Source organism: Streptomyces sp. ISL-36 (assembly GCF_018614205.1).
Classification (GTDB): domain Bacteria; phylum Actinomycetota; class Actinomycetes; order Streptomycetales; family Streptomycetaceae; genus Streptomyces.
This window is the reverse complement of record NZ_JAGGOS010000095.1, coordinates 36,760-63,181: the sequence shown is the minus strand read 5'-3', so window position 1 is coordinate 63,181 and position 26,422 is coordinate 36,760. Positions and strand designations below refer to the sequence as shown.

Sequence of the window (26,422 nt, the reverse complement as noted above, 5' to 3'; positions counted from 1 at the left end):
CGGCAGCGCCTTCGCAGTCGGCGGCGCCCTCGCGGGCCCGGGGCGGGCCGGGCTGTGGTCGCAGCCGCCGCCCGACGCCGCCGAAGGGGCGGTGCGGGCCGTCGCGTACCTCTCCGCGGAGGATGTCGTCCGGGTCCGCAACGCCGCCCTGGATGCGGGGCTCGCGGACAGCACCGTCCGGCCGCTTCTGTTCGCCGGCACCTCCGCGCGCTTCCGGGCGAGCCTTCCGACGATGGACACCCCGCTGCGCCAGATGCACTCCGACCTGCACACGATGAACCAGGTGGAGCGGCTGATCGACGGCACGGTGCCGCTGGAGGTCTGGCTGCGCAACGCGATCGCCCAGACCGTCGAGGCGGGCCCGCTCACCGTCCTCCAGCGCGCCCTGGACGATGTGGCGCGCGACGCCGCGGGCGAGCCGGACCTGCCGCCGGGGAGGATGCCGGCGGAGACCAAGGAGGAGATCATCTTCCGGGACGACACCGTGCCCTTCGAGTTCCTGCACGGCGGCGTCCTGGCCGGTGCGTCGGTCGCCCGGCTGAAGGTGCCCCCCTACGAATCGGGCGCGCCGTTGCGGCCCGCGTACCCGCACGCCGGGACCGGCTGGCTCATCGCCCCGGGGCTGCTGATCACCAACCACCATGTGGTGAACGCCCGGACGCGCTCGCCGGGCGTCCGGCCGCGGGTGGCCGAGGACGACCTCCAGCTCCAGGTGCGCAACTCCCGTTCCCGTTTCGACTACGGCGCCGACGAGGCGGAGACCGAGGAGGTGACGGCGGGGGCCCTGGTCGCGTGGGACGAGGCGCTCGACTACGCGATCCTGCGGCTCTCGGCCGAGGCGCCGCCCCGGCCGGTGCTCCTGGTGGCGACGACGCCGCTGCTGGCGAACGGCGCCGAACCGGTGGCGGTCAACATCATCCAGCACCCCGGCGGACAGCCCAAGCGGGTGGCGCTGCGCAACAACCTCGTCTTCGAGGCGGACGAGCGCGATGTCCGCTACTTCACCGACACCCGTAGCGGGTCCTCGGGTTCACCGGTCTTCACGGACGACTGGACGGTGGTGGCGCTGCACCGCGGGACGCGGCGGGTCGAGGAGGTCGCCTACCAGGGGAGGACCACGGCGTTCGTCAACGTCGGCACGCAGATGAGCCGGATCCTCGGCCATCTACGGGAGCACCGGCCGGAGTTGTACGAGGAGATCGTGCGGGGACAGTCGGCGTCGGCCCAGGAGCAGCGTGAACGGGCCGCATGAGCAGCAGAGGCGGAGGTGGCGGGAGATGCCGTACGGATCACCGGTCGCGACCGACCCCCAGCGGGTCTTCGACGACCTGCGGGATGTGGCCGCGCGGGTGCGGGGACATCTGGAGGCCGAGATCTCCGAGTCGGTGGAGGAGTCACCGGCGCAGATGGCACCCGCGGGCCAGATCTCCCGCTTCGCGCAGGAGGAACGGGCCCGGGTCCTGGAGGCCGGGGTCACGGGCCTGGAGAAACTGGCCGGGAACCGCGCGGACGAGATCGACGAGGACGAGTACTTCGGGGTGGAGGCGATCGTCCTGCTGGAGGGCAGGCCCGCCATCCTGGTGCAGGGGCAGGACTTCGTCGCGCCGGAGGGCGACTGGTCGGTGCTCGACGGAGGCCGGGCGGCGATCCGCGACTCCCTCGGACGGGTGGGCCGCGTGGAGGTGACGGGCCACCCCAGCCTGGACTGGGTCGGCACCGCCTTCCTCGTGGGTCCGCGGACGGTGATGACCAACCGGCACGTGGCCGTCGAGTTCAGCCGCACCGAGGACGCCGGCTGGTCCTTCCAGCAGGGGATGTCCGCCCGTGTGGACCCGGGCGAGGAGCTTCCCGCCGGCCCGGGCCCCGCTCCGGCCCTCGGACCGGCCCCGTACGCGATCACCGAGGTGATCGGCATCCACCCGGAAGTCGACATGGCCCTGCTGCGCGTCGTACCGCCCGACGGTGCCCCGCTGCCCTCACCGCTCGCGGTGGCCGCCGACGCGCCGGCGACCCTGCCCGGGCGGCCGGTGTACGTGATCGGTTACCCGGCCTGGGACGGCCGCCGCAACGAGCCGGAGTCGATGCGCCGGATCTTCATGGACGTCTACAACGTGAAGCGGCTGCAGCCGGGCACCGCGACGGAGTTCGCGCCCGGCGGCCTGGTGATGAAGCACGACTGCTCGACCCTGGGCGGCAACAGCGGTTCCCCGGTCTTCGACCTCGCGGACCACCGGGTGCTCGGTCTGCACTTCGGCGGCCGCTACGGGCTCGGCAACTTCGCGGTACCGCTGTGGGAGCTGGTCGACGATCCGCTGCTGGCCCGGGCGGAGGTGAACTGGGTCTGAGCGGCCGGCTCCACGAGGCGGGCCTCACGCGGCGGGCGGCTTCCACACGGTGAGCAGGCCCGTGTAGCCCGGCGGGTCGAAGAAGGTCTCCCCCGAGGAACGGACGTCGGTGAGCCGGAGCATGGCGAGGTTGCCCTCGGAGGTGACCGTGCACAGTACGTCGCCCTTCTTGAGGGCCTCCCCCTTGACCAGCTGGTCGTTCGACAGCTCCGCGGGGAGCGGAGCGCTGTCCACGGCCTGGCGGCAGACCTCCGGCGTGGTGCCGGGACTCTTGGCGGTGGGGGTGCGGAAGGTCAGGTACTGGTAGATGTACTGGATCTCGTCCGCGTCCGCGCCGATCTCGCCGCGGGGGTCCACCTTGGGAACGTCCATGTCGACGGTGATCACCACACCCGTGCCCGGCGGGCTGATCGTCAACGGCCTGTCCTGGAAGAGGAGTTCGTACGTCTTGGGGGCCTGGGTCGCGGTCGCGCCGCCCGTCGGCGCCGACGAGCTCCCCTTCGGCTTCCCGTCGGCAGGGGAGTCCGCCGACGGGGACTTCCCGTCTCCGGCACCGGCGCCCGCTTCGGTTCCGGAGCCGGATCCGGAGCCGGATCCTGAGGAGCCGTAGCCCGTGTCGCCGTACAACGACCAGGCCGTGCCGACCACGACGGCCAGGGCGACGGCCGCGATCGCCAGGGGGACACGGCGCAGCTTCCGGGCCTTCGGCACGGTGGGCGGGGCAGGCGTGGCGGGCGGTGGGGTAGCGGGGCGGGGCGGCGCCGCCTGGGTGGGTGCGTGGTGCAGCGCGTCGCCGGTCCGCGTCGGCACGTAGGTCGCGGCGGGAGGCGCGGGTGGCGGAGGGGTCTCCTCCTCGGCGAGGAGGAGGCGTACCGCCCGGCCCCGCTCGTCCACGGCCGCCGCCAGCGGGGCGGGCAGCCAGCCGTCGAAGTCGCGGGCCGCGCGTCCCGAGGCCCGCTCGCACAGCGCCGCCAGCTCGGCGGGGGCGGGGCGGGCCGCCGGATCGGCGGCGAGGGCGCGCTCCAGGAGCGTGCGCAGGACGTCCGGATAGCCGGTGAGGTCCGGCGGGCGCTGGGCGGTGTTGGCGATCTGGGTGGCGATGGTGAGGCCGCCTCCCGGTCCGTACGGATGCCTCCCGGTGGCCGCGACGGCGGCGATGAGTCCGAGCGAGAACACGTCCGTGGCGGGGGTGAGTTCGGCGCCGTTGCCGTGTTCGGGCGACATGAACTGCGGGGTGCCGATGAAGCCGCCGCTCCGCGTGAGCCGCGTGGCCTCGGCGGCCCGGGCGATCCCGAAGTCGATGACCCAGGGCCCGTCGGCGCCGAGCAGGATGTTCCCCGGCTTGAGGTCGCGGTGCACGACTCCGGCCGCGTGCACGGCGTCGAGGGCGCGGGCCACACAGCCGACGAGCTGGAGTGCGGTGATCAGCGGCAGGGGTCCGTGCTCGTCGAGGGCCTCGTCGAGCGGGATCCCGGGGACGTACGCGGAGGCCAGCCAGGGCTGTTCGCCGTCGGCGTCGTGGTCGACGACCGGCACCAGGTGGTAGCCGCGCACCTGCTGCGCGGCCGCCACTTCCTGCTGGAACCGGCGACGGAACTCACTGTCGCCGGCGTACTCGCGCCGGATCATCTTGAGCGCGACAGGCTGATTGCCCCGGGTGCGGGAGAGATAGACGGAGCCCATCCCTCCCTCCCCGATGCGGGCCAAGAGCCGATACCCGGCCAGTTCGCGCGGCTCCTGCGCCGTCAGCGGGCGCAGTGCGCCTCCGGTCCCCGTGATGGAACCCACCCCCCGTGATGTGTGGATACGGCCATACTCAAGATCCACATCTTAGGGGCGTGCCGGGACCGCGACCCGCGGGGCGGTGCGCCGGGATCGTACGGACCGCGGGTTCAGCTCAGCCGGTTCACGGCGTACGCCTCGATGGCGTCCCGCTGGTACGCGGCCAGGCCCGGTGCGATCTGCTCGTACGCGGCGCGCCACTGCTCGTTCTCCACGCAGGACCGCCCGATCGCGCGGTACTCCTCGGCCGAGACCTCCCGCACCTCGGAGAGCGTCCGGTACTGGAGGTCGATCTCGGCCTGTACGGGATCGGCCTCGGGCGGCAGCCCGGCGGCCAGCAGCTCGGCCAGCCGGATCATCTGCGCCGTGCGCTCGCGGTGTCCGGCGTCGATCTGGGCCGGGCTCATCGTCGAGGTGTACCGCTCCACGTCCGCGGCCAGCTCGGGGAAATCCCGCAGGTTCTCCCCGTAGTGCGCGGGCTCGACGCCCTCGAACAGGTTCTCCGGTCGGTTGATGCTCGTCATGGGTCTGCCGTCCTTCCTGGACTGCTCCAGTTCGGCGATCGTGCGGGAGACGGTCACGGCCAGCGCGTCCAGCCGGTCCCGCTCGGCGAGCAGCCGGCGGTGGTGGCCACGGCGCGCCTCCACCTCGTCCACCTCCGCGGCGAGGATCCGTCCGATCTCGGGCAGCCCCAGGCCGAGCGCCCGCAGCACGAGGATCTGCTGCAGCTTCAGCAGCTGGCGCTCCTCGTAGTGGCGGAGTCCGCCCGCCCCGGTCCGCGCCGGTGGCAGCAGACCGATCTCGTCGTAGTGCCGCAGCGTCCGGGCCGTCACACCCGACATCCGTGCCACCTCGACGATCGACCAGTCCACGCCGCCGCACCTCACGATCGCTTCACCGGGCCGGTCTCTCCGGCCCTGGTCAGGACGGTAGAAGCTGCCGTTGCGGCAGCCACAAGTCGCGGAGGGCTCCCTCGACACCCGATGAGTCGGCCACGGGCACCGGAAGGCACGGTACCCGTCGATTCCTCGAACCGTCGGACCGGCCGACGCGGTCCGCCGCGCCTGCGACCGTGGAGCCGGCCGCTGCGGAATGTCGCGTGCCGCCGGGCGGTTGCCCTGGACGAGCGAGCGCTCGTTGTGTGCTGTCGTCGAGAGGAACCCCGTGGCAGAGCCGTTCTCGGTAGCCGTCGTCGTGCGTGGATACGAGACCGACACGCAAGGCCATCTGAACCAGGCCGTCTATCTGCAGTACGCGGAACACGCCCGCTGGTCGCTGTTGCAGAAGGGCGGCATCCGGCAGGCGGACCTGCTGGAGAAGGGCGTGGGGCCGGTGGCCCTGGAAGTGACGGTGCGCTACCAGCGGGAGCTGCGGGCGGGTGACGAGGTGGAGGTGACGTGCGCCTTCCTCTGGGGTGAGGGCAAGACCTTCCGTATCGAGCAGACGATCCGCAAGGCGGACGGCACGGTGGCCGCCGAGGTGACCGGCGTCGGCGGTCTGCTGGATCTGAAGGCGCGCAGGCTTCTGGCGGATCCCCGCGAGTACTTCCGTACGCTGGCGGACTTCCCGGAGGTCTTCGGCCTCTGAACGCCGGGGGCACCGGGCCCCGGTGCACGTCCTGGCGGTCGGCCGTCCAGGCAGGGGGGCCACCGCATCACCCGCCCACGGTGGATCGTCCGGCCGGGGCGGTGGTCGCGTCCCCCAGTCGCCGGCCGACCCGGGCGGCCGTCTCCCGCAGCCAGATGTGGGCCGCGTCGTGGGTGTGCACCGGATGCCACCAGAGCGCCTCGCGCAGCGTTACCGCCTCGTACGGCGGCTCCATGACGCGGACGGCGGCGAGCGGCGCGAGGAGCCTGGCGAGGCGGGCCTGGATCAGGGCGATCCGTCGAGTGCCGGCCACCAGGAGCGGGAGCAGCTGGAAGCTGTCGACGGAGACTTCGACGCGGGGCTCGATGCCGAGCATGCCCAGTTGCCGCACAGCAGGCGCGTCGTACGTCCGCCGATAGGCGACCCAGGGCAGGCGGGCCAGGTCCTGCCGGGTGAGCCGGTCCCCGACGCTCGGGTGGTCGTCCGAGACGAGAAAGACCCATCGATCGTCGTAGAGGTCGGTGGCGGGGAAGTCACTGATGACGCCATGCGGCATGAACATCCCCTCCGTCGCACTGAGCAGGTTGGCCGTGTCGTCGACGGCGCCGACCGGAGTCTGGGTGAAGCGCAGCCGGACGCCGGGGGCCTCGTCATGGATGACGCGGGCCAGTTCGGTGCCGAAGACGGCGACCGCGTAGTCGGACGCCACGAGCCTGAACTCCCGGCTCTCCAGCGTGGGGTCGAAGTCCGCCTGGCTGGCGAAGAGCCGCTCCAGCACGTCGTACGCGGTGGAGGTGCGGTCCCTGAGCACTTGTCCGAGGGCGGTGAGTTCGTAGTGGCCACCGACACGGGCGAGCAGGTCGTCGTCGAAGTGGCGGCGCAGTCGGGCCAGCGCGGCGCTCATCGCGGGCTGACTGAGGCCGACCCGCTGTCCGGCCCGCGTGACGTTGCGTTCCTCCAGCAGGGCGCGCAGGGCGACGACGAGATTGAGGTCCAGACGGGCCAGATTCACGGCACTTCCCTTGCTGTACGGGTCGCCGACCAGGGAGGATAGACGACATGGATGCAAGCCATCCAAAGAATCGATTTCCCTGATCGCGCGGGGCGGGTCCAGATTAGTGCCCTCGCCATCAGGAGGACCTGTCCGTGAAACCTGAATCCCCCTCCGCGCTCTTCGCCGGACCCTTCGCCCTCGCGACCCTCTCCCCCCTCTCTGCCCTCTCGGCCCTCTCGGACCCCGAAGGGCCCGCTTTCCCCGCCCTGGTCACCCCTGACGCCCAGGTGCTCGACCTGCGCATCGCCCTCGGTGACGCGCAGTTGACGGTCAGAAGCCTGCTGGAGAAGTGGGAGGCGGCCCTCCCGCAGCTCCGGGCCCTGGCCGGTGAGAACCGTCCCGATCACAGGCCCCTGGCGGACTTCCATGTGCAGGCGCCCGTCGAGCCGCGCCAGGTGTTCCAGTCGGGTGCCAACTACCGGCAGCATGTGATCGACCTGCACGTGGCGCACCGGGCGCCGGACGACGACCGCTCCGAGGAGGAGCGGCGAGCCGAGGCGGCGGAGATCATGGACCGGCGGGCGGCGGAGGATCTCCCGTACGTCTTCATCGGCCTGCCGAGCTCCCTCACCGGTCCGTACGACGACGTCGTCCTCCCCTCCTGGGCCGAGAAGCCCGACTGGGAGCTGGAACTGGCGGCCGTGATCGGGCGACCTGCCCACCAGGTGTCCGTGGAGGAGGCGTGGGAGTGCGTCGCCGGGTACACGATCGCCAACGACCTGACCGACCGGGCGACCGTGTTCCGCCGGGACATGCCGCAGATCGGCACCGACTGGCTGCGCAGCAAGAACGCGCCCGGCTTCACTCCGCTCGGGCCCTGGATCGTGCCCGCCGAGTCGATCGCGGACCCCGGTGACCTTCGGCTGACGCTGAAGCTGAACGGCGAGACCATGCAGGACGAGTCCACGAAGGACATGATCTTCGACGTGGCTCGGGTGGTCGCCTACGCGTCCCGGACCGCCCGCCTCCTCCCCGGCGACCTGGTTCTCACCGGTTCCCCCGCGGGCAACGGCATGCACTGGGGCCGGCTGCTGCGTGACGGCGACGTGATGGACGGCGCCATCGCCGGCCTCGGTGCGCAGCGCAACCGCTGTGTCGCGGAGGCGTGATGAGCCTGGACCGCCGTGACCCCGAGGGGTCGATCGCCCGCGCCGCGAAGGCGTACTCCAACTGGGGCCGTTGGGGCGAGGACGATGTGCTCGGCACACTCAACTTCCTCGACGAGGGCAAGCGCCGTGAGGGCGCCGCGCTCGTCCGGCGCGGGGTGAGCTTCTCCCTCTCCCAGCGCTTCGACATCAACGGCCCGCAGAAGGGCTGGCGTCGGCGCACCAATCCGGTGCACACCATGCTGGACACCGGCACCGACGCGGCCCTCGGCAACCAGGGCCTCCCGCACGGCATCGGCGGCGCCGACGACGTGATCGCCATGCCCCTGCAGTGCTCCACGCAGTGGGACGGCCTCGGGCACATCTTCGACCACGGCAGGGCGTGGAACGGCCGTCCCGCCGAGAAGGTCGTCACGTCCGACGGCGACCTGGTCACCGGTATCGAGCACATGGCGTCCTCCGTCGCCGGGCGCGGGGTACTCCTGGACGTGGGCCGCGCCGTCGGCCGGGACGGTGAGCTGCCCGACGGGTTCGCGATCACCGAGGAGCACCTGGCGGCCACCGCGGCAGCCCAGGGGGTGGCCGTGGGGCGCGGGGACCTGGTCCTGGTGCGCACCGGACAGCTCGCCCGGGTACGGCGCGACGGCTGGGGCGACTACGCCGGCGGACCGGCCCCGGGGCTGTCCTTCACCAGCGCCGGCTGGCTGCACGGCAGCGAGATCGCCGCGATCGCCACGGACACCTGGGGCTTCGAAGTGCGGCCCAACGAGTTCGACCACGCCTTCCAGCCCCTGCACCAGGTGGCCATCCCGCACATCGGCCTGCTGATCGGCGAGATGTGGGATCTGGAGTCGCTCGCCGAGGACTGTGCGGCCGACGGCGTGTACGCGTTCTGGCTGACCGCAGCTCCCCTGCCCATCACCGGCGCGGTCGGCTCCCCGATCAACCCGATAGCCGTCAAGTAACCAGAGGAACAAGGGAGTTCCCATGACCGCAACCCGCACGGTCCTCGTCGTCGGCGGCGGCGCGGCCGGCAACGCCGTCACGATCCTGCTGCGCCGCGCCGGTCTCTCGGTGGATCTGATCGAGGCCAAGGACGACTGGAACGCCACCGCCGGATCCGGTATCACCCTCCAGGGCAACGCCCTGCGCGTGCTGCGTGAACTGGGTGTCTGGGAGCAGGTGCAGGCGTCCGGCTTCGGCTTCGACTCCGTCGGCATCACCGCACCCGACGGCACCGTCCTGCACGTCGACCGCGATCTGCGCACCGGTGGCGACGACCTGCCCGCCACCATCGGCATACAGCGCCCGCGGCTCCAGCAGATCCTGATCGACGCCGTCCGCGCGAGCGGAGCCCGGGTTCGCCTGGGCACCCGGGCCGAGACCCTCGACCAGGACGCGGAGGGCGTCTCCGTCCGTTTCACCGACGGCGCCGAGGGCCGCTACGACCTGGTGATCGCGGCCGACGGCCTCGGTTCCACCACCCGCGCCGCGCTCGGCATCACCGCCGAGCCCGAGCCCACCGGCATGGCCATCTGGCGCGTCGCCGCGCCGCGCCCTGCCGAGGTGACCCGCACCGACCTCGCCTACGGCGGCCCGGCCTACATCTCCGGCTACTGCCCCACCGGCGACACGACCCTGTACGCGTACGTCGTCGAGGCCAACCGCGACCGGACGTCCATCCCGCCTGAGTCGTACGCCGACGAGATGCGCCGGCTGGCCTCCGCCTACGGCGGCTTCTGGCCGCAGATCACCGAGAGCATCACGGACCCCGCGAAGGTCAACTACACCTGGTTCGACCGGATGCTGGTCGAGGGCTCGTGGCACCGCGGCCGGGTCGTCCTCATCGGCGACGCCGCCCACTGCTGCCCGCCCACCCTCGCGCAGGGTGCCGCACTCTCCCTCGAAGACGCGTGGGTGCTCGCGCAGATGCTGACCGGCGCCGACGACTGGGACGACGCTCTGCTCCAGGCGTTCTACGAGCGGCGCATCGCACGCGTACGGCCGGTCGTGGAGGCGTCCGTGCAGATCGGGCGGTGGCAGCTCGACGGCGTGCGCGACGCGGACCTTCCCGGCCTGATGGGCCGCACCATGACGATGCTGCGGGAACTGCCGTGAGCGCCGTGACCCGAGCGGTGTCGCCGGCCGCGCCCACCGTCGACGTGCACGCCCACGTCCTGCTGCCCGAGGTCGAGGCCCTGGTGGACGGCCTGCCGGGCCTGGCGGAGGCGAGGGCCCTCGACGCCCGGCGTAACGGCCCCGCGGCCCTCGCGGTCAGCGGCCCCATGGTCCGCGAACGCATCCCGCGCCTCACCGACGTCACCGTACGCCTCGCCGCGATGGACGCGCAGGGCGTGGACGTACAACTGGTCAGCCCGTCCCCCTCGCACTACCACTACTGGGCGGACGAGGAGTCGGCCGAGAAGGTGTACCGGCTCGCCGACGAGGCCACGGCCGCCCACTGCTCCGCCGCACCCGACCGGCTGCGCGGGCTCGGGCTCGTCCCGCTCCAGCACCCGGACCAGGCGGTACGCGCCCTCGACCACGCCCTGGAGCAGGGACTGGTCGGGGTGGAGATCTCCAGCCACGCACCGGGCCGTGAACTGTCCGACCCGGCGTACGAGCCCTTCTGGGCACGGGCCGGCGAGACGGGAGCGATCGTCTTCCTGCACCCGTTCGGCTGCACGCTCGACGAGCGCCTGGACGAGTGGTACCTGTCCAACACGGTCGGCCAGCCCACCGAGAACGCCGTCGCGCTCTCGCACCTCATCTTCTCCGGCGTCCTGGACCGCCACCCCGGACTGAAGCTGATCGCGGCCCACGGCGGCGGCTACCTGCCCACCCACATCGGCCGCTCCGACCACGCCTGGTCGGCCCGCTCCGACGCGAGCGCCGGCTGCGCACAGCCGCCCAGCAGCTACCTCAAGCGGCTGTACTTCGACTCGCTGGTCCATGACCCGCACGTGCTGCGGGAGCTGGTCCGGGTCGCGGGCGCGGACCGGGTGCTGCTCGGGTCCGACTTCCCCTTCGACATGGGCACCGAGGACCCCGTCCGTGCCCTGCGCGCCGCACGCCTGCCCCGGACCGACTTCGACGCCGTACGCGGCGGCAACGCGGCCACCCTGCTGAACCTCGCCCTCGTCTGAGGAGGTACCCACCATGAGCGCACGTCTGCTCACCCACCTGCGGCACGTCGACCTCGCCGTGCCCGACTACGACAAGCAGCTCGACTTCTACGCCGGCGTCTGGGGCCTGACCAAGGTCGCCGAGGACTCCGGCATCTCCTTCCTGGCCGCCGAGGGCTCCCCGGAGCAGTACGTGGTACGGCTGCGCAAGGCCGAGGAGAAGCGCCTCGACCTGGTCTCCTACGGCGCCGCGAGCGCGACCGACGTGGACACCCTCGCCGAACGGCTCCTGGCGGGCGGTGCGCGGTTGATCTCGCGGCCCGGCACGGTCGACACACCTGGTGGCGGCTACGGCTTCCGCTTCTTCGACGTCGACGGCCGCACCATCGAGGTCTCCGCCGACGTCCAGGTACGGCAGCACCGCAAGATCGAGGAGAAGGAGGCCATCCCGGTCAAGCTCTCCCACGTCGTCCTGAACTCCCCCGGCCTCAAGCGCACCCGCGCGTGGTACGAGCGCCACCTCGGCTTCCGCCTCTCCGACAGCCTCAGCTCGCCCCACATGGGCGACGTCATGCACTTCATGCGGATCAGCAACCAGCACCACTCCATGGCGCTGGCCAAGGGTCCGCACACCTCCCTGCACCACATCTCCTTCGAGATGCGCGGCATCGACGAGTACATGCGCGGCTCCGGCCGCGTCATCCGGGCCGGTTTCCGCAAGATCTGGGGCCCTGGCCGTCACATGGCCGGTGACAACACCTTCACGTACTTCCTCGACCCGCACGGCAACACCGTCGAGTACACCACCGAGCTGGAGCTGCTCGACGAGGACACCTGGCACCCGCACGTCTACGACTTCTCCCGGCCCGAGGTCACGGACCAGTGGGGTACGGCGAACGCCATGAACGAGCTCGTCGCCAAGGAGTCCTTCAACGACCCCGACCGCGGCGTCTTCGTCGCCCCGCCCGTCTGAGTCCTCACCGACTCGGTCGAAGCAGCCGTCCCCCTTGACCGACCCTTCCCACCAGGAGCCGCACATGCGCTTCGCCTCCTACGAGCACCAACATCGCCCCGGCGTCGCCGTCCTGGAAGAGGACGGCACGCTCTTCCCCCTGCCCGGCGTCTCCTCGCTCACCGCGCTGCTCGGAGAGACCGGCGGTCTGCCCGGGCTGCTCGACGCGGGGGCGTCGGCACTCGACGCGCTCCCCGGCCCGCACGTCTCCCAGGTGCGGCTGCTGCCTCCCGTACAGCCCACGGCGGTACGGGACTTCGTCACCTTCGAGGAGCACGTCGAGGGGGTCCGGCGCTCCGTGGAGGGTACGGGCGGCGTGCCCGAGCAGTGGTACGCCGCACCCACCTTCTACTTCACCAACCCTCATGCGATCTACGGTCCGTTCGACGGCATACCGGTGCCACCCGGCTCCGCCGTCCTGGACTTCGAACTCGAAGTGGCCGCCGTCATCGGCCGCGAGGGCCGCGACCTCTCGCCGGCGCAGGCCCGCGACCACATCGTCGGCTACACCGTCTTCAACGACTGGTCCGCCCGGGACCTTCAGTCCGCCGAGATGAAGGTCGGCCTCGGCCCCTGCAAGGGCAAGGACACCGCCACCACCCTGGGCCCGTATCTGGTCACCGCCGACGAGCTGGAGCCGTACCGGGACGCCGAAGGATTCCTGCGCCTGGCGCTGAGGGCGGAGATCAACGGCGAGTCCGTCGGCGATGACCTGCTCTCCCATATGAGCTGGACCTTCGAGGAGATGACCGCCTACGCCTCCCGCGGCACGCTCGTCCGCCCCGGCGACGTCCTCGGCTCGGGCACCTGTGGCAACGGCGGCTGCCTCGCGGAGCTCTGGGGCGTGCGCGGTGAGCAGACCCCGCCGCCGCTCAAGCCCGGCGACACCGTCACCCTCACGGTCGAGGGCATCGGGACGCTCACCAACACCGTGGTGCCGGGGGCCGAGCTCGTGCCCCTGCCGGCGGGCCGCCGACGCGACCGTCAGCGGCCCTGAACAACCTGCGACTCCTCATCCGCCACGGCGCGAGGGGCGCCGCCGGGCGGTCGAACTCCTGGAGCGCTTCGAACTCTCCCGGGCCGCCCGCAAGCCGGTCTCCGCCTTCTCCGGCGGCATGCGCCGCAAGCTCGACCTGGCGATGACCCTGGTCGGCGACCCGAGGATCATCTTCTTCGACGAGCCGACCACGGGCCTGGATCCCCGCAGCCGTCGCACCATGGGGGAGATCATCCGCGGGCTCGTCGCCGACGACGGCGTCACCTTCTTCCTGACCAGTCGGTATCTGGAGGAAACCGACCTGCTCGCCGACCGCATCGCCCGTCCTCGACAAGGGCAGGCTGGTCGCCGAGGGAACGGGGGACGAGCTCAAGCGCCTCATCCCCGGCGGCCACATCCGGCTGCGCTTCTCGGAGCTCGCCGAACTCGACACTGCAGTACGCCACTTCGGCGCTGCGGCCTGCGGCCCTGAGGAGTTCACGCACCGCGTCCCTGGCGACGGCAGCATCCCGACCCTGCGGGCCGTACTCGACGTCCTGGACGGCGCAGCGCTGCGGGCCGAGTCGCTGACCGTGCACACACCCGATCTCGACGACGTCTTCCTGACCCTCACCGGCCACGACACGACCGGCATCACCATGGAGAGGGCCCGATGAGCACTCTCACCCATCACGTCAGCGACTCCATGACGATGCTGCGGCGCAACCTCACGCATGCGCTGCGCTATCCCGCGATGACGTTCTCCGTCGCGCTGATGCCGGTGACGATGCTGCTGCTGTTCGACTACGCCTTCGGCGGCGCCCTCGGCGCCGGGATCTCCGTCGCGCCCGGCATCATCCTGATGGCCGCGACCGCCGGGGCGGTGATGACGGCGGTCGGGGTCTGCGTCGACCTGACCGAAGGCATCGTCAACCGCTTCCGTACGATCTCGATCTCCCGCGCCGCGTTCCTGACCGGGCACGTCGCCGGCAGCGTCCTCCAGACCCCGGTCGCCGTCGCCCCGGTGATCGGCGTCGCGCCCGCCATCGGCTTCCGCCCCGACGCCTCCCTCGTCGAGTGGATCGCCGCCGTCGGCCTGCTGACCCCGCTCGTCCTCGCGCGGACCTGGCCGGCGGCCGCCATGGGACTCGTGGCCAGGACCCCGGAGTCGGCGAGCAACGCGCCGCTGCCGCTGACCTTCCTGCCCTTCCTGCCCTTCCTCGGCAGCGCCGTCGTCCCGACCGACGAGGAGCTGTCCGGCCGATCATGTGACTGTCGCCTGGTCGGAAGACGGTCTACGAGCGCCATCGGCTCTGGTCCGCCGACAGCACCTGGGAACGTCTGCTGCAACAGGTCCAGGCCGCGGCCGACGCGGCCCGCGAGATCGATTGGGACATCTCGGTGGACTCCACCATCGTGCGCGCCCACCAGCACGCGGACGGCCACTGTCGCCCGCTGTCCTTGATCGTCACGCCCGGGCAGCGAGCCGACTGCACCCAGTTCCTTCCGGGTGCTGGAAAAGATCCGGGTCCCCCGCCTCGGACTGGGCAGACCCCGCAAGAAGCCCGACAGCGTCGCGGCCGACAAGGCTTACAGCAACGGTCCTTGCCGTCAGTACCTGCGGCGGCGCGGCATCCGGCACACGATCCCGGAGAAGGCCGACAGTCAGGCCGCCCGCCTTCGGAAAGGATCGCGAGGCGGACGGCCACCGGGCTTCGACGAGGAGCGGTACAAGAAGCGCAACACGGTGGAGAGGGCCATCAACAAGCTGAAGCCCCCGTGCCGCGACCCGTTACGACAAGCGCGGATACGTCTTCCTCGGCACCGTCACCGCGGCCGCCCTCGTCATCTGGCTCCGCACATGATCAGTCAGCCCGTCCGGGACCTCGTCATCAGCGACCCGGAAGGCCCCCTGCACGGCCGGCGAGCCAGACGGCGACGCGCTGCTTTTCCTCGCGGTTTGCATAGGGGCTGTCGTAACGCGTGATCCACTCCAGGTATCGCAGGACGTTCTCTGAGCGGTCCGGGTGATGCACCACGAGCACGTCGATGCCGGTCTCGCCCGTCGAGGCTTCGACGTACACGCTGCCGTCCAGAGCCATCATGCCGAAGCCCGGGTGGCCCGAGTGCACGCCCAGGAACGCCGATGCCGCGCCTCGGCCCATGATGTCCCAGCGATCCAGCAGCCGGACCCGGGTCCAGAGCGCCGGTGCAGTGTTGCCGCTGTGCAGGTGCTTCAGAGCGGCCCGGTGCGAACGGGTGCCCTGCGGAAGCTGCACGAGGAACTCGCGCTGGTAGTCGAAAAGGCCCGAGGAGACCGCCAGGTCGTACCAGTCCCTATTGAGCCGCTCGACCAGCCGCGAGGTGTCGTATCGGTGCGAGAAGCCTCCGGCCACGTCCTCCGCATCGTATCCGCGGACGAACGGCATCGTGCCCGCTGGCACAGCGTTGGGGATCACCTCGAGGCCGGCCCGCCGCAGAGGCCGGTACACCTTGCGGTCACGTTCCTGAATACCCATCGACCCATGTTCTACCAGGGGCCGGCAACCCCGGCCCCCCATTTTCCTCCACTTCCACGTGATCGACCGGACACCTCCTGGATGCCCACGGTGCTGCGCTGGTTCGCCGAGTACCAGCCGCAGATCGCTCTGAAACGGCCTCCGCCGTGCGTCATCGCGCACACCGTGTGGTTCCCGACAGAGGTTCAGTGCTCGCAGAGGGAGAATTCTCGTTCGTAGAGCTGATCGTTGTGTTCGTCGACGAAGAACTTGCGTTCCTGCATGAGTTGTTCGCGGTAGTCCTTGACCTGTTCGAGCGTCATGGTAGAGGTGTCGGACCACGGTTGCTGCGGTGGCACATCGGATGTCGAGACGATCTTTTCCGACGGGTCGACCAGGAAGAACGCCAGGATTTTGCGGTGTCCCGGGCGGGTGGGGTCCATGAGGCGGAATGAGCCGACGCGGTGTTGCAGGATGTTCGGGAACGCCAGGCAGCGACCCGCTGGCGTCGATGCCGATCCCAGCATCTGGTTCAGTGCGTCTTCGTCCTCCAGGCCGTAGACCTCGCGCAGACCGTTGTCGTCGTTCTGTTCGTAGTCCGGGTCGTCGAGTGCCGCCCGGAAGCTCAGCCGGCTCTCGGTGATGTTCTCGCTGTCCCAGTAGTAGATGCCGGTCGAGACGATCCGCTCGTTCAACATCCCCTCGACATGCCAGGAACCTCCGGGGTACTCGGGCTTGTCCGAGGTGAGATGAATGGTGGCGAGCTTGACGATGACCTGAAGACGGCGGCCGCGCAGGTCGACTCGGGCGGATCCTTCGGGCAGCTCGGGCGGGGTGAAGGCCGGGGCGTCCGGGATGACCGGGCGGCGGTTCTCCCACCAGTCGTCCTGGGCCTCCTCCCATATGCGGAGGGCTTCTGCGTAGGCCGCAGCATCACTGTAGGAAGATTTGTCCGGATACTCCGGCTCCGAGTCGTACCACCCGTAAGGATCGGCCTCGATCCGCAGGGGCCGCGGATGGCGCAGATCGGTGAGCACGTTCTCCAGCAGCGGGCGCATGCGCGCCAACAAGTCCGGCAGGACCGAGGCCAGTTCGTGATGAGTCTTGGGGTGGACGTTGTTGACGTACGAACGGAAGGCGACGTCGCCGTCGTCACTGACGTCGACGTCCGTGGGCAGCCACTGGAACCTCTCCGAGAACTCGTACTTCGAGTAGCGGTCCGTCGGATTCTGCCAAGCCCGCTCGGGCGCGCCGCTCACCCCTCTCACCAGGCAGAACAGTGACGGATGAACCAGATCCAGTACCTGCCCGTCGGATCCGGGATGCCAGTCCCGTTCCGCTTCGGGGACCTGTTCCAGAACCCGAACCGCCTCGCGCAGCCGGGATCTGAGCTTGTCGTCGACCAGTGCGTCCGACTGCCACACCCCGTCGACGGCGGACACCTCGACGCCGGTTCGTCCGTCCCGCAGCGCGGCGTAATGCGCGAGTTCGGCAAGCACGTAACGAACCTGCGCTTCGGTGAGGCCCTGGGCGACCGCTTCTTGCGTCCACCTGGCGACGATGTGGGCATCGTTCATCTTGTCGAACCACCCCGGCTTCGCCCGAATGTGTGCGCTGCACTGCATCATCTGAAGTTCCCGCAGCGTTCGGGGTGTCGCGAACGATATGGAACGGGAAGTATGAAAGGGCAGCGGGAAAGCAGACAGGCCGGTCAATTCTCGTGGTCCCTACAGTCGGTGTGCGGTGGCGGGAAGGATAGCTCAGTAGACTGACACCGCAGCCGTGGTCCCTGTCCGCTGGTGCGGCGTTGCGGAGGCTCAGCGAGTGGGAGCGCTCCTGCCGTCGCGCGGTGCGGTGTTTCCACTCTCCCGCAGCGGCGACCACCGGGCCGATCCTCCAGGGCGTCAGATGGGTGTGCGGGCGGTTTCGTTCGCAGTGGTGCCGTCTTCGTCCTGGGCCTCCGCCGCAGCGGATGGTTGCGTAGCGGGCGGGGTGCGGACCAGCAACGCGACCAGCACGGTCAGTCCGCCGAGCACGGCGCCGACGCCGAATCCCCATCGGATGCCCGCGGCCAGGGCACCGGTGGTGTCGGCGCCATCGGCTGCTGCCGTGGCTGCGTGTCCCGACATGACACTGATGACGAGGGCGGTGCCGGCGGCAGCCGAGACCTGTTGGAGCGAGCCCAGGATGGCGGAGCCGTGCGCGTAGAGGTGTGGCGGCAGTACGGACAGGCCGGAGGTGAAGATCGGGGTGAAGACGAACGCCATACCGGCGCTCAGTGCCACGTGGAGGGCGAGCACCAGCCACGGCGAGGTCTGTTCGCCCGCGAAGGCGAACAGCGCGAGGCAGAACGCTGTCAGTACGGCTCCCGGCACGACCAGGCGTGGTGCGCCGAGCCGGTCGTAGAGCTTGCCGACCTGCGGCCCGAGCAGGCCCATCGTCAGGCCGCCGGGGATGAGGAGCAGCCCGGTCTGCAGCGAGGTCAGGCCGCACACGTCCTGCAGATAGATCGGCAGCAGGATGAACGCGCCCATCAGGGCCATGAACGACAGGCACATCAAGCCGAGTGCCACGGAGAAGTGACGGAACGTCAGGCTGCGCAGGTCCAGCAGCGGCGTGGATGAACGCTGAAGTGACAGCTGTCGCCATACGAACAGGCCCACCAGCACAGCACCGACCACGGTCGTGGCCGACGGCGGCAGAGTGGCCTCGTCCGCGTTCCCTGCGCCGAGCCCGCTCAGGCCGTACACCAGGGCGCCGAAGCCCGCTGCCGCCAGGAGGACGGACAGCCAGTCGATCCGGCCGGCCTGCGGTTCGCCGATGTTGACCAGTTGACGCAGGCCGAAGATGGCCATGGTTCCGGCGATGGGCAGCACGGCCAGGAACAACAGCCGCCATGTGCCCAGCTGCAGCAGAACACCGGAGACCGCCGGGCCCAGGGCGGGTGCGACGGAGATGACGAGGGTGATGTTGCCCATGACCCGGCCGCGATCGTGCGAGGGTACGAGGGTCATCAGCGTCGTCATGAGGAGCGGCATCATGACGGCGGTACCGCTTGCCTGGATGACGCGGGCGGCCAACAGCACGGGGAAGGCAGGCGCGGCCGCGGCCAACGCCGTGCCGGTGAGGAACAGCGCCATGGCCAGGCCGAAGGCGGTCCGAGTCGTCACGCGCTGGAGGAACCACCCCGTCACCGGGATGACGACGGCCATGGTCAGCATGAAGGCCGTGGACAGCCATCCAGCGGCTGCCGCGGTGACCTCGAACTCGCGCATGAGCCGCGGGATCGCATTGACCATGATCGTCTCGTTGAGGAGGACCACGAACGTGGACAGCACGAGAATCCGCAGCACGCCGGTGACGCGGGCGGGCGTGGGGGCGGGCGTTGCATGTGGTGCGAGCATGGTGCCTTCCGTCATGTGAGTGTCCTCCGCGGGGGCGCAGCACACTTACAGACCACGGCGGCGGGAAGAACTCATCGGTGTCACCCGATCCTGCCGGTGCCGTCGCCAAGGCTCAAACCATTTTGCCGACCCGGACCGGCCGGGGCGCGGCTCCTGCAGCAGGAACGGCTCGTCGACCGTAGGTCAGGTCCGCGACGGCATCTTCGAGATCAATTCAGTCTCGGGATGCGGAGTCGGGGACATCGGCACCACGAACTGGATCTGGACCGTCCGACACACCGGCCTCACCTGGTTCGCCGGCGCAGGCGTCCCGGTGCACGTCCTGCCGAGACCGATTGCCGTCGCCCGCCGACGCGGCCGACATCCCGTGCGAGCGCCTCAAGCCGTCCCGAGGTCGCAAGCCCGCCGACCGCCTGCAGAGGCATCGGGGCCTTCCGGCCCTGTAGCCGGATCGATGCTGCACGCCAGCGGCCGGACCCCCGGCAGACGAACCCTTCGTCTATCCCGGCGTCGAGGCGCCCCTCATCCACATCTGTCCCGAGCGTGCCCGACGGGGCGACCCCCTCCCCGCGCGGCCCATCACCGAACGTGAGGAGGAGATCCTCAAACTGATTGCCGAGGGCCACACCTCGAAGGAGATCGGAGCCTCCTCGTCATCAGCGCCAAGACCGTCGAGCGGCACCGCGCCAACCTGCTGCAGAAACTAGGCCTGCGCGACCGCCTGGAGCTCACCCGGTACGCCATCCGCGTGGGCCTCATCGAACCGTGGGCCCCTGACCGGGTCAGGCGTGGTGCCGGATGGTCTTCCGGATGCCGTCCGCATAGGCCGGCACGTCGGTGTACAGGTCACATAGCCGGAGTCAACGACGGCCCGGTCGATGACCGGACTTCCGCCGCTCGCTTCCGATCCGGACGATGCCGTCCAGCCGGAGGCCGTCCCCCGCACGCAATGGGCCGCCGTCACCACCCACCGCGGATGGATCAGAGACGCACCGCAGTTGCCGTCGAGCACCCCCTGCTCAGGGGTCGACTCCGGGACCACCGCCACGCACGGGTAACGCTCCGTGGCATCGGTCCCGTTGACGATCGCTCCGGCGCTGCCGCTCATCAGGCTGGCGCAGGCCCCGAGGCGAGAGCGCCGACGGCGGTGGTGCGCGTCACGTGGCGGCCCAGGGACGTGAGAGTGAGCACAGGGGACCTTGCTTGTGGATCCGGGTGTGTCCGTCCGTCCTGTTCGGCCCCCGGCCGAGGGGACATCCGGGTAGCGGCCCGGGTGCGGTGGAGTATCCCCCGAGCAGCGTCCGCGACCGCCACGAGACCGGCATAGGCTGCCATGGAGAGTCCGTGTGTCCGACTGGTCCGTACGGGGCGCCGGCGGAGAGTGATGAGGCTGTGATGGGTGAGCAGACGAAGCCCGAGGTCGACGTTCCGAAGGGTGCCGCTCCCACCGAGCTGACCATTCGCGACCTGGTCGTCGGGGACGGGGCCGAGGTGAAGCCGGGCATGGTGGTCCGGGTGCACTACGTAGGGGTGACCTTCGAGTCCGGGACGCAGTTCGACGCGTCCTGGGACCGCGGCGAGCCGTTCAAGTTCGCCCTGGGCGGCGGCAGGGTCATCAAGGGCATGGACCGGGGTGTGCGGGGGATGAAAGTCGGCGGTCGGCGCGAGATCGTCATTCCTCCGCGTCTCGGCTACGGCAAGGAGTCACCCTCACCGTTGATCCCGGCGCACTCGACCCTCGTCTTCGTGGTGGACCTGCTCGACTCGTACTCCCTGACCGCCGGGTGGAGCAGCACGTCCTGAGATGGGCCGGCTTCCCCGCGACCGGCGCGGCGCGGCACCTGCGGGTGCCCCGCGCCGTCGCGGACGCGGGGCGGGGACGCACGAGGGCCGCCCTCTGATGGAGGAGACAACGGCCTCCGACCCGCGTTCCAGTCCGCTGCCGCGTGAGCGCCCACTCGCCACTGCGGCGGCGTTAACCGTACGGTCGCTTCAGGAACCTTCCAGCAGATCGCGCAGCGTCTCGGCGGCACGTACCGCGGCGTCACCGCAGCAGTTGTTGAACAGGACGTGCAGCTGCTCGGCCCGGTCCGCCAGAAAGCGCAGGCGCGGCAGCCAGGCGGCCAGTTCCTCCCGCGTGTAGGTATGGCGGAAGCGGTCTTCCTTGCTTCCGGTCCCCCAGGCGGCGCTACGGCCGTGAAAGCGGACCACTGCGAGCCTCGAGGACGTGACGGGTGTGACGGCGGGCATCGAGGCGGGCAGCCCTTGGGCCGTGTCGACGGCCACCGCGGTGGCGTCCAGGTCCCTCAACAGGGCGGCAGTGCGCTCCCGCCGGTCCTCGCGCCACCAGTCGGGATGGCGGAACTCCACGGCCATCGGCCACTGGTACGCCCGTTTCCTGGTGGCATCGAGCACGGTCTCCGCCCGCGCGCCCGGACCGAACCACGGCGGGAACTGGAACAGTACGGCGCCCAGCCGGCCGGACTCGCGGAGGGGCCGCAGGGCCGCGCCGAAACGGTGCCAGACCTCGTCGAGCAGCTCCGGGTCGCCGAGGGCGTGGCCGCGCAGGTCGGCGGGCAGGGCGGTCTTGCGGGTCGGGTGGCCGGTGAGGAGGGAGAACGCCTTGACATCGAACCGGAAGCTCGGCGGAGTGCGTTCGTTCCAGAGCAGACTGTTGCGCACGCTGGGGAGAGCGTAGTAGCCGGCGTCGACCTCCACGACGGAGAAGTGTTCGGCGTAGTGCCGCAGCCTCCCCTCCGGGTCACGCCGCCCGGGTGGGTACCATCCGCTGGCCACCAGCGCCTTGTCCGTCCATGAACACGTCCCGATCAAAAACTCGCCCATACCGGCCGTCCTTTCTTCGCGGCCCTTCTACCCGGGAAGCTCTCGCCGCCCTCCGTGACGAACGGCGGGTTCACGAGTGACGCCATGGCATGGGGCGACCGTCAGGAAGTCGTCTGGTGCCGACCGCCGTCGGCATGGACCTGACCGGGCACGTCGCGCTCGTCACCGGCGGAACATCAGGCATGGGGACGCCGCGGACGGCCCCGGCCCGCTCAACGAACTCCTGGCACGCCCGCTCGGCAGACGTGTCAGAGCGGCGGAATGGAGTCGCCGTCCCGGCCGGATGGCCCGGCCGCCGAGAGGGGAGTCGGCATGCGCGTGCGCGAATGGTCCACGTACACGCAAGACGAGAAACAGAGTCTCGCGCGAGGCTTCCGAACGGTTCTCAGGGAAGGGGCGCTCTGGATGCGGAGACGTTCCTCGCCGAGGGCGATGGAGGAGTACTCGTCGAGGTTCCCGCCCCGCCATACGAAGGGGTCGTTGACCGCCATGGTCGCGCACCCCACGCGGTACGAAACGCCTGGGTCGACGGAGCAGTCCGGGGGATCCGGCTTCTCGCCATGCGGGCCGGCATCGACCTGACCTGTCACGGCGAGCACAGCAAGTACGGTGCTGGGCTTGGCGTCCACCCGCTCCCTGACTCCTGGGTCGCCATCTCACCCCGCCTCGCCACCGCACTCCGCCGCCGGGCACGCTCGGCACCCCGGGCCCGCGGCGACCCCAACGACCCCTTTGCGGGGCTGGTCTTCTGCCGACCCGACGGCCGCCCGCTCGGGCCGCATCTGGTGCTCGACCGGCTCCACCGGCTGTCCGAGGAAGCCGGTGCCCCCGGGTCACGGTCCACGACCTGCGGCACCTCGCCGCCACGATCACCATTTCCGCCGGCGTCCCGCTGACCGTGGTCTCCAAGACACTGCGGCACTCCACCCTGTCAACCACTGCGAACCTCTACAGCCCCCACACCCAGCAAGCCGCGCACCAAGCCGTCGACACCATCGACCACGTTCTCAGCGGAGCCGAGCAGACGGTCGGCCGTACGGACCGGCCTGCGTGGCTGCGACCACCGCGCGACCACATCCACCGCGTCCGCGAAGCCCTCCACCAGCTCCGCTCCCTCGCACCACACGCCACCAGCACCCTGGCGAACCAGCCCCGGCTCGGGCCTGCGACCACACTGCGACCACCACGCTCCCGGACGCACGAAAGGCCGCCCTCCCATGGATGAGAGAACGGCCTCCGACCTGCGTTTCCGCACAGTCGGGACGACAGGATTTGAACCTGCGACCCCTTGACCCCCAGATGGCTGCGCCGGGGCCACAATTGGGACATGTGCCACTATTTAAGGGCGGCTAACGTGCGTGAGCGCACCTGCCGTGCACCGGCGTGCGGCGATGCTGGTCCCCATGTGGTCCCCAACGACGCGCCACCTCCACTGCTGGACTCCCCGGCGAGATGGGGAGCCACCTCCCCTCGATTGTGACACTCGCCACTCGCTCGCGTGAGCTGAGCCGTGTGCTGCAGCGGAACGCGCAGCCCGGCGAGGCCGTCGGCACGATGGCCTGTCCCGTCACTCGATCGGCGAAAGACACACCGCGGCCCTCGGCCGTACGACAGTCTGATGCGGCACACATCCGACATCCCGAGGGCAGGAGCGCACGAGCGTGTCCGCGAGCGTTGCAGCACAGAACGAGCCATCCCTTCCAACGGCCCGCGACGTTCCGCTCGGCCCCCTGGCAGGGATGGACGTACCACTGTGGAAGGCAGCTACCGGTGCAGTGCTCCACCTGTCGGCCGAGTGCAGAGCGTTCCGAGTCCCTCCACAGCGAGCTGGCGTCAGCCTGCGCGTTCCGGACCGCGGCAGCATGGCCGACGTTCCCGAGCCGGGAGGCTGCCAGAGCTGCCCCAACCCGTTTCCGGACTACTACACCGAGGCCCGCCACCTGGTCTCACGCATGGATGAGCTCCGCAAACTGGCCGATCGCCTGAAAGCCGGACACGACCTGGACGCCTACTGCGGGGTGCTCGCCTTCAGGATGCACGGGCTGGGAGGGCGTGACCCGAAAGACGCCCACCGCCTCCTGCGTAAACCGCTCGCGGCCCTGGCAGCAGCCCGGGACCAGGTGGCGGCACGCCACGCCGGCGTCTACCGCGGCGGGGAGGCCACGGAAGAGCTCCTGCTGATCGGCACGGCGTCATTGCTCCACGCCGACTTCCATCGCCGCCGACCGGGGAAGTTCCGACTGCCCTGGCAGGAGGCCTGGGAAGAGATCTGCGAAGAAGCCCTCGATGCGCAGGAGCCGGAGAACCCTTCGTCAGGCCAGCTCCGCTACGACTACCGGCATGGCTTCGACCGATGGTGCGAGAAGTGGCTCACGGCCCTCATGGACCTCTCACCTGCCGTACAGCACGCCCGTCCTTCACCTGTCGCGGCCCGATGGGCCCGTGCCCACGACGTGCTGGAGCGTGCAATCAAGCGTGATCTTCAGGACCAGCCCTGGGCGGTGCGGCTGACCGACCGCCTGCACCACACCGGTCGAGGATTGGTGGCCGGCATCGCTGCGTCGATGGCCGAGCCGGTGGTCGTGGCTTACGACGGGCGCGAGGTGATCGATCTTCCCTGGCTGGCCCAGGAGATCCTCTGGGTCCAATACCCGGGTGGTGTCCGTCAGGCCGGCCGCAGCCAACATCGTCTGACCGCACTCCCCCGGCTCTTCACCCTCCTCGACAGCCTCTCACGCCGCTCCCTCGACGTGATCGCCGACACCGACTGGCACGACTCACCAGCCGTCTACCAAGAAGCGATCGACAACGTCCCCAAGGCCGCCTTCTCCCCCGACGCCCACTGCTGGTGGAACACCAACGCAGCCGGCCGGCTCCCCCACCTCCTAGTCATGGCGCGCACAGAAGCCGCCTCCGCCCGACGACAGGCCCAGCGCGCCCAAGCACCGTGGCGGTAGGTGCGCCGAGCGCCTTAGAGGGCCGTCGTGGACCGTCGATTGAGTCAGAGAGCAGTCGAGCCAGACGTGCACCAGGCAGGATCTGGGTGATGCGCCAAGGGCGCCACCGCAGCGCAGCTTTGAAGCCCACCCTGGGGTCGCTGTCTGACGATCTCCATCAGGGGTCCGTTACGGCAGGTCATAAGGGTGGTGAGGCAGGGGGGCGCATGAATCCGTCATTTTCAAACCAGTTCAATGTCCAGACGGTGCTGGACGGAACCCGTCCCGCCCAGTTCGGAACGAACGTACTCGCGGGTCTCATTGAGGGGATCGACAGGTTTAGAAGGGATCTCGAGCAGCGGCCGGGGTTTCGTAGCTTGGGGCCGGCGATGCTCGGGGCCTTCATGTGGGTGGACGACGCCGAGCTGCTACGGCGTATCGCTGAGTTTCCCTCGGCATGCGTGGTCGTGAGCAAGCAACAGCGTGGGAAGCACCAGCAGGAGCGGCTACGCAAGGTGGCAGAGGCCGCGCGCGAAGCGGACGGCTTTCCGACTCGCGCCCTGCCTGAGCTGGAGGAGCTGCGCTACCGGCAGGACGGTGCGGCGCCAGTGGTTGGGCCGTGGTCGCCGCCGGAACATAAGCGGCTCTCCGCCGTGCGCACACTGGGCTACCGCAAGGCCGGAAAACACCTCGTTGGATCCCGACAGCGACGATCTGGCGCCTGACCTCGTAGTGCCGGACTACGACGATGAGGCCATGTGGGAAGCAATGGCTTCGCTCGCCGACGATGAAGGCGTCGACCCCAAGCCCAGCGCGTGAGCGGCACGGCGGAAGTTGTTGCCGTTGGCTCGCCACGCTTCACGCTGGAGGGAGGGCCTAAGCAGGGCAACACCGTCGAACGGTGCATCAACAGGCTCAAGCAGTGGCGCGGCCTGGACACCCGATACGACTGTGAGGATGTTCAGGAGTCGCTTCGGGCGGTGGCCTGACCCGCGTTACGACTGGCCGTGGTGCCTTGGTTTTGATCTGTCGGCCACTGTCCGGAGCGGCTCTCGCTGCCGGTGGACCGGCGGGCGTGTCCCGATAGGGGCCTTCGCGAGAGGCACCGTCACAGTCCTGAACGCCCTGAACCGCCGACGGTCCCCTCCACCTCGCCGTGGCCGCGGCAAGCAGGGGGATCCGCATGGTGCACGTCTCCAGCGACGCGATCTTTTCCGGCACCGACGTGCACTACGACGAGACAGCCCTACCCGATCCCGTCACCCCGTACGGGGCCTGCAAGGCCGCTGCCGAGACCGCCGTACGCCTCCTTCACCCGGCCTCTATCGTGGCGCGCACCTCGCTGATCATCGGCGATGGGGCGTCCGCACACGAACGGCTGGCCCACGAACTCGCCGCCGGGACGCGGGAAGGAGCGCTGTTCACGGACGACATTCGCTGCCCCGTCCATGTCGCCGACCTGGCCGCTGCCCTGTGGGAGCTCGCGCTCACCGACGCGACCGGCGTCTTCCACCTGGCCGGCCACGACGCCATCAGCCGCCACGAGCTCGGCGTGCTCATCGCCCGACGCGACGGCATCGATCCTTCCCGGCTGCCCCTCGGCCGACGGGCAGACACTGGCCTCCCGGGCGCCCTGGACGTACGCCTCGACAGCCGCGCCTCGCAGCGCCGGCTGGGCACGAGGCTGCGCGGCGCCATGGAGTTCCTCGGACAGCCGCCTTCGGCACACGGCTAGGGCCTGTGTGACGTTGTG

21 protein-coding genes and 5 pseudogenes are annotated in these 26,422 nt (G+C 70.2%); 18 read left to right on the top strand and 8 right to left on the bottom strand.

All coding sequences use genetic code 11. The features are described from left to right. Nucleotides 1-1,252: trypsin-like peptidase domain-containing protein (locus tag J7E93_RS24095; RefSeq protein WP_308368767.1), on the top strand; the 1,252-nt coding region annotated here is incomplete at its 5' end. A gap of 25 nt (nt 1,253-1,277) precedes the next feature. Further along, a complete protein-coding gene (locus J7E93_RS24090) occupies nt 1,278-2,345 on the top strand; it encodes a serine protease (protein WP_215072017.1) in 1,068 nt (355 codons plus the stop codon). Nucleotides 2,346-2,369: 24 nt separating this feature from the next. Here J7E93_RS24090 and J7E93_RS24085 read toward each other — a convergent pair whose 3' ends face one another. Beyond that, the gene (locus J7E93_RS24085) at nt 2,370-4,133 is read right to left on the bottom strand and encodes a serine/threonine-protein kinase (RefSeq protein ID WP_308368766.1); all 1,764 of its coding nucleotides are present in this window, start codon (nt 4,131-4,133) and stop codon (nt 2,370-2,372) included. Nucleotides 4,134-4,237: 104 nt separating this feature from the next. Next, entirely contained in the window at nt 4,238-4,999 is a 762-nt protein-coding gene (locus J7E93_RS24080; RefSeq protein ID WP_215072016.1) for a MerR family transcriptional regulator, read from the bottom strand. A 292-nt stretch (nt 5,000-5,291) separates the two neighbouring features. On the opposite strand from J7E93_RS24080, the gene J7E93_RS24075 reads away from it, so the two are divergent. Then, on the top strand, nt 5,292-5,714 hold the full coding sequence (locus tag J7E93_RS24075; RefSeq protein WP_215072015.1) for a thioesterase family protein: 423 nt from the start codon (nt 5,292-5,294) through the stop codon (nt 5,712-5,714). A gap of 67 nt (nt 5,715-5,781) precedes the next feature. On the opposite strand, the gene J7E93_RS24070 is transcribed toward J7E93_RS24075, so the two are convergent. Next, complete coding sequence (locus tag J7E93_RS24070) at nt 5,782-6,726, bottom strand: LysR family transcriptional regulator (RefSeq protein WP_215072014.1); 945 nt, start codon at nt 6,724-6,726, stop codon at nt 5,782-5,784. 128 nt (nt 6,727-6,854) lie between these two features. Here J7E93_RS24070 and J7E93_RS24065 point away from each other — a divergent pair, with 128 nt between their 5' ends. The 9 genes and pseudogenes from J7E93_RS24065 to J7E93_RS24025 form a co-directional block, all read left to right on the top strand. Then, nucleotides 6,855-7,877, top strand: coding sequence for a fumarylacetoacetate hydrolase family protein (locus J7E93_RS24065; protein ID WP_215072025.1), 1,023 nt, complete (start codon nt 6,855-6,857; stop codon nt 7,875-7,877). Then, nucleotides 7,877-8,839 (top strand): cyclase family protein, encoded by a 963-nt coding sequence (locus J7E93_RS24060; RefSeq protein ID WP_215072013.1) that lies wholly within the window; start codon nt 7,877-7,879, stop codon nt 8,837-8,839. The genes J7E93_RS24065 and J7E93_RS24060 overlap by 1 nt, the downstream gene beginning before the upstream one ends. A gap of 22 nt (nt 8,840-8,861) precedes the next feature. Further along, nucleotides 8,862-9,992 (top strand): FAD-dependent oxidoreductase, encoded by a 1,131-nt coding sequence (locus J7E93_RS24055; protein WP_215072012.1) that lies wholly within the window; start codon nt 8,862-8,864, stop codon nt 9,990-9,992. Then, a complete protein-coding gene (locus J7E93_RS24050) occupies nt 9,989-11,020 on the top strand; it encodes an amidohydrolase family protein (protein ID WP_308368765.1) in 1,032 nt (343 codons plus the stop codon). The genes J7E93_RS24055 and J7E93_RS24050 overlap by 4 nt, the downstream gene beginning before the upstream one ends. A gap of 13 nt (nt 11,021-11,033) precedes the next feature. Beyond that, the gene (locus J7E93_RS24045) at nt 11,034-11,972 is read left to right on the top strand and encodes a VOC family protein (RefSeq protein WP_215072011.1); all 939 of its coding nucleotides are present in this window, start codon (nt 11,034-11,036) and stop codon (nt 11,970-11,972) included. A gap of 64 nt (nt 11,973-12,036) precedes the next feature. After that, nucleotides 12,037-13,008 carry a fumarylacetoacetate hydrolase family protein gene (locus J7E93_RS24040; protein WP_215072023.1) on the top strand — a complete coding sequence of 324 codons (972 nt, stop codon included), beginning with the start codon at nt 12,037-12,039 and terminating at the stop codon, nt 13,006-13,008. Nucleotides 13,009-13,024: 16 nt separating this feature from the next. Further along, nucleotides 13,025-13,664 (top strand): annotated as a pseudogene (locus J7E93_RS24035) (ATP-binding cassette domain-containing protein); the annotation flags it as partial. Beyond that, nucleotides 13,661-14,200, top strand: a pseudogene (locus tag J7E93_RS24030) (ABC transporter permease); the annotation flags it as partial. The pseudogenes J7E93_RS24035 and J7E93_RS24030, both read left to right, overlap by 4 nt. Nucleotides 14,201-14,274: 74 nt before the next feature. Next, nucleotides 14,275-14,852, top strand: a pseudogene (locus J7E93_RS24025) (transposase); the annotation flags it as partial. A gap of 27 nt (nt 14,853-14,879) precedes the next feature. On the opposite strand, the gene J7E93_RS24020 reads toward J7E93_RS24025, so the two are convergent. The 3 genes from J7E93_RS24020 to J7E93_RS24010 all read right to left on the bottom strand — a co-directional run bounded on the left by J7E93_RS24020 (nt 14,880) and on the right by J7E93_RS24010 (nt 18,904). After that, entirely contained in the window at nt 14,880-15,506 is a 627-nt protein-coding gene (locus tag J7E93_RS24020) for a hypothetical protein (protein ID WP_215072009.1), read from the bottom strand. Between the two features lie 185 nt (nt 15,507-15,691). Beyond that, complete coding sequence (locus J7E93_RS24015; protein WP_215072008.1) at nt 15,692-17,200, bottom strand: DUF4246 domain-containing protein; 1,509 nt, start codon at nt 17,198-17,200, stop codon at nt 15,692-15,694. 189 nt (nt 17,201-17,389) lie between these two features. After that, nucleotides 17,390-18,904, bottom strand: coding sequence for a DHA2 family efflux MFS transporter permease subunit (locus J7E93_RS24010; RefSeq protein ID WP_251066997.1), 1,515 nt, complete (start codon nt 18,902-18,904; stop codon nt 17,390-17,392). Between the two features lie 470 nt (nt 18,905-19,374). Between J7E93_RS24010 and J7E93_RS37865 the strand changes: the two are divergent. Beyond that, a pseudogene (locus J7E93_RS37865) lies at nt 19,375-19,655 on the top strand (LuxR C-terminal-related transcriptional regulator); the annotation flags it as partial. On the opposite strand, the gene J7E93_RS24000 reads toward J7E93_RS37865, so the two are convergent. Next, nucleotides 19,593-19,997 carry a trypsin-like serine protease gene (locus tag J7E93_RS24000; protein WP_251066995.1) on the bottom strand — a complete coding sequence of 135 codons (405 nt, stop codon included), beginning with the start codon at nt 19,995-19,997 and terminating at the stop codon, nt 19,593-19,595. The pseudogene J7E93_RS37865 and the gene J7E93_RS24000 sit on opposite strands and share 63 nt — an antisense overlap. Before the next feature lie 287 nt (nt 19,998-20,284). Here J7E93_RS24000 and J7E93_RS23995 point away from each other — a divergent pair, with 287 nt between their 5' ends. Beyond that, nucleotides 20,285-20,692: an FKBP-type peptidyl-prolyl cis-trans isomerase gene (locus J7E93_RS23995; protein WP_215072007.1), complete on the top strand. Its 408-nt coding sequence runs from the start codon at nt 20,285-20,287 to the stop codon at nt 20,690-20,692. 189 nt (nt 20,693-20,881) lie between these two features. On the opposite strand, the gene J7E93_RS23990 is transcribed toward J7E93_RS23995, so the two are convergent. After that, on the bottom strand, nt 20,882-21,733 hold the full coding sequence (locus J7E93_RS23990) for a DUF72 domain-containing protein (protein WP_215072006.1): 852 nt from the start codon (nt 21,731-21,733) through the stop codon (nt 20,882-20,884). Between the two features lie 643 nt (nt 21,734-22,376). Between J7E93_RS23990 and J7E93_RS38415 the strand changes: the two genes are divergently transcribed. The 4 genes and pseudogenes from J7E93_RS38415 to J7E93_RS23970 form a co-directional block, all read left to right on the top strand. Further along, entirely contained in the window at nt 22,377-22,958 is a 582-nt protein-coding gene (locus J7E93_RS38415) for a tyrosine-type recombinase/integrase (RefSeq protein ID WP_215072021.1), read from the top strand. Between the two features lie 637 nt (nt 22,959-23,595). After that, a complete protein-coding gene (locus J7E93_RS23980) occupies nt 23,596-24,690 on the top strand; it encodes a hypothetical protein (RefSeq protein ID WP_215072005.1) in 1,095 nt (364 codons plus the stop codon). A 206-nt stretch (nt 24,691-24,896) separates the two neighbouring features. Beyond that, nucleotides 24,897-25,394, top strand: a complete 498-nt coding sequence (locus J7E93_RS23975) for a hypothetical protein (protein WP_215072004.1) — start codon at nt 24,897-24,899, stop codon at nt 25,392-25,394. 404 nt (nt 25,395-25,798) lie between these two features. Then, nucleotides 25,799-26,404: pseudogene (locus J7E93_RS23970) on the top strand (sugar nucleotide-binding protein); the annotation flags it as partial. Between the last annotated feature and the right edge of the window lie 18 nt (nt 26,405-26,422).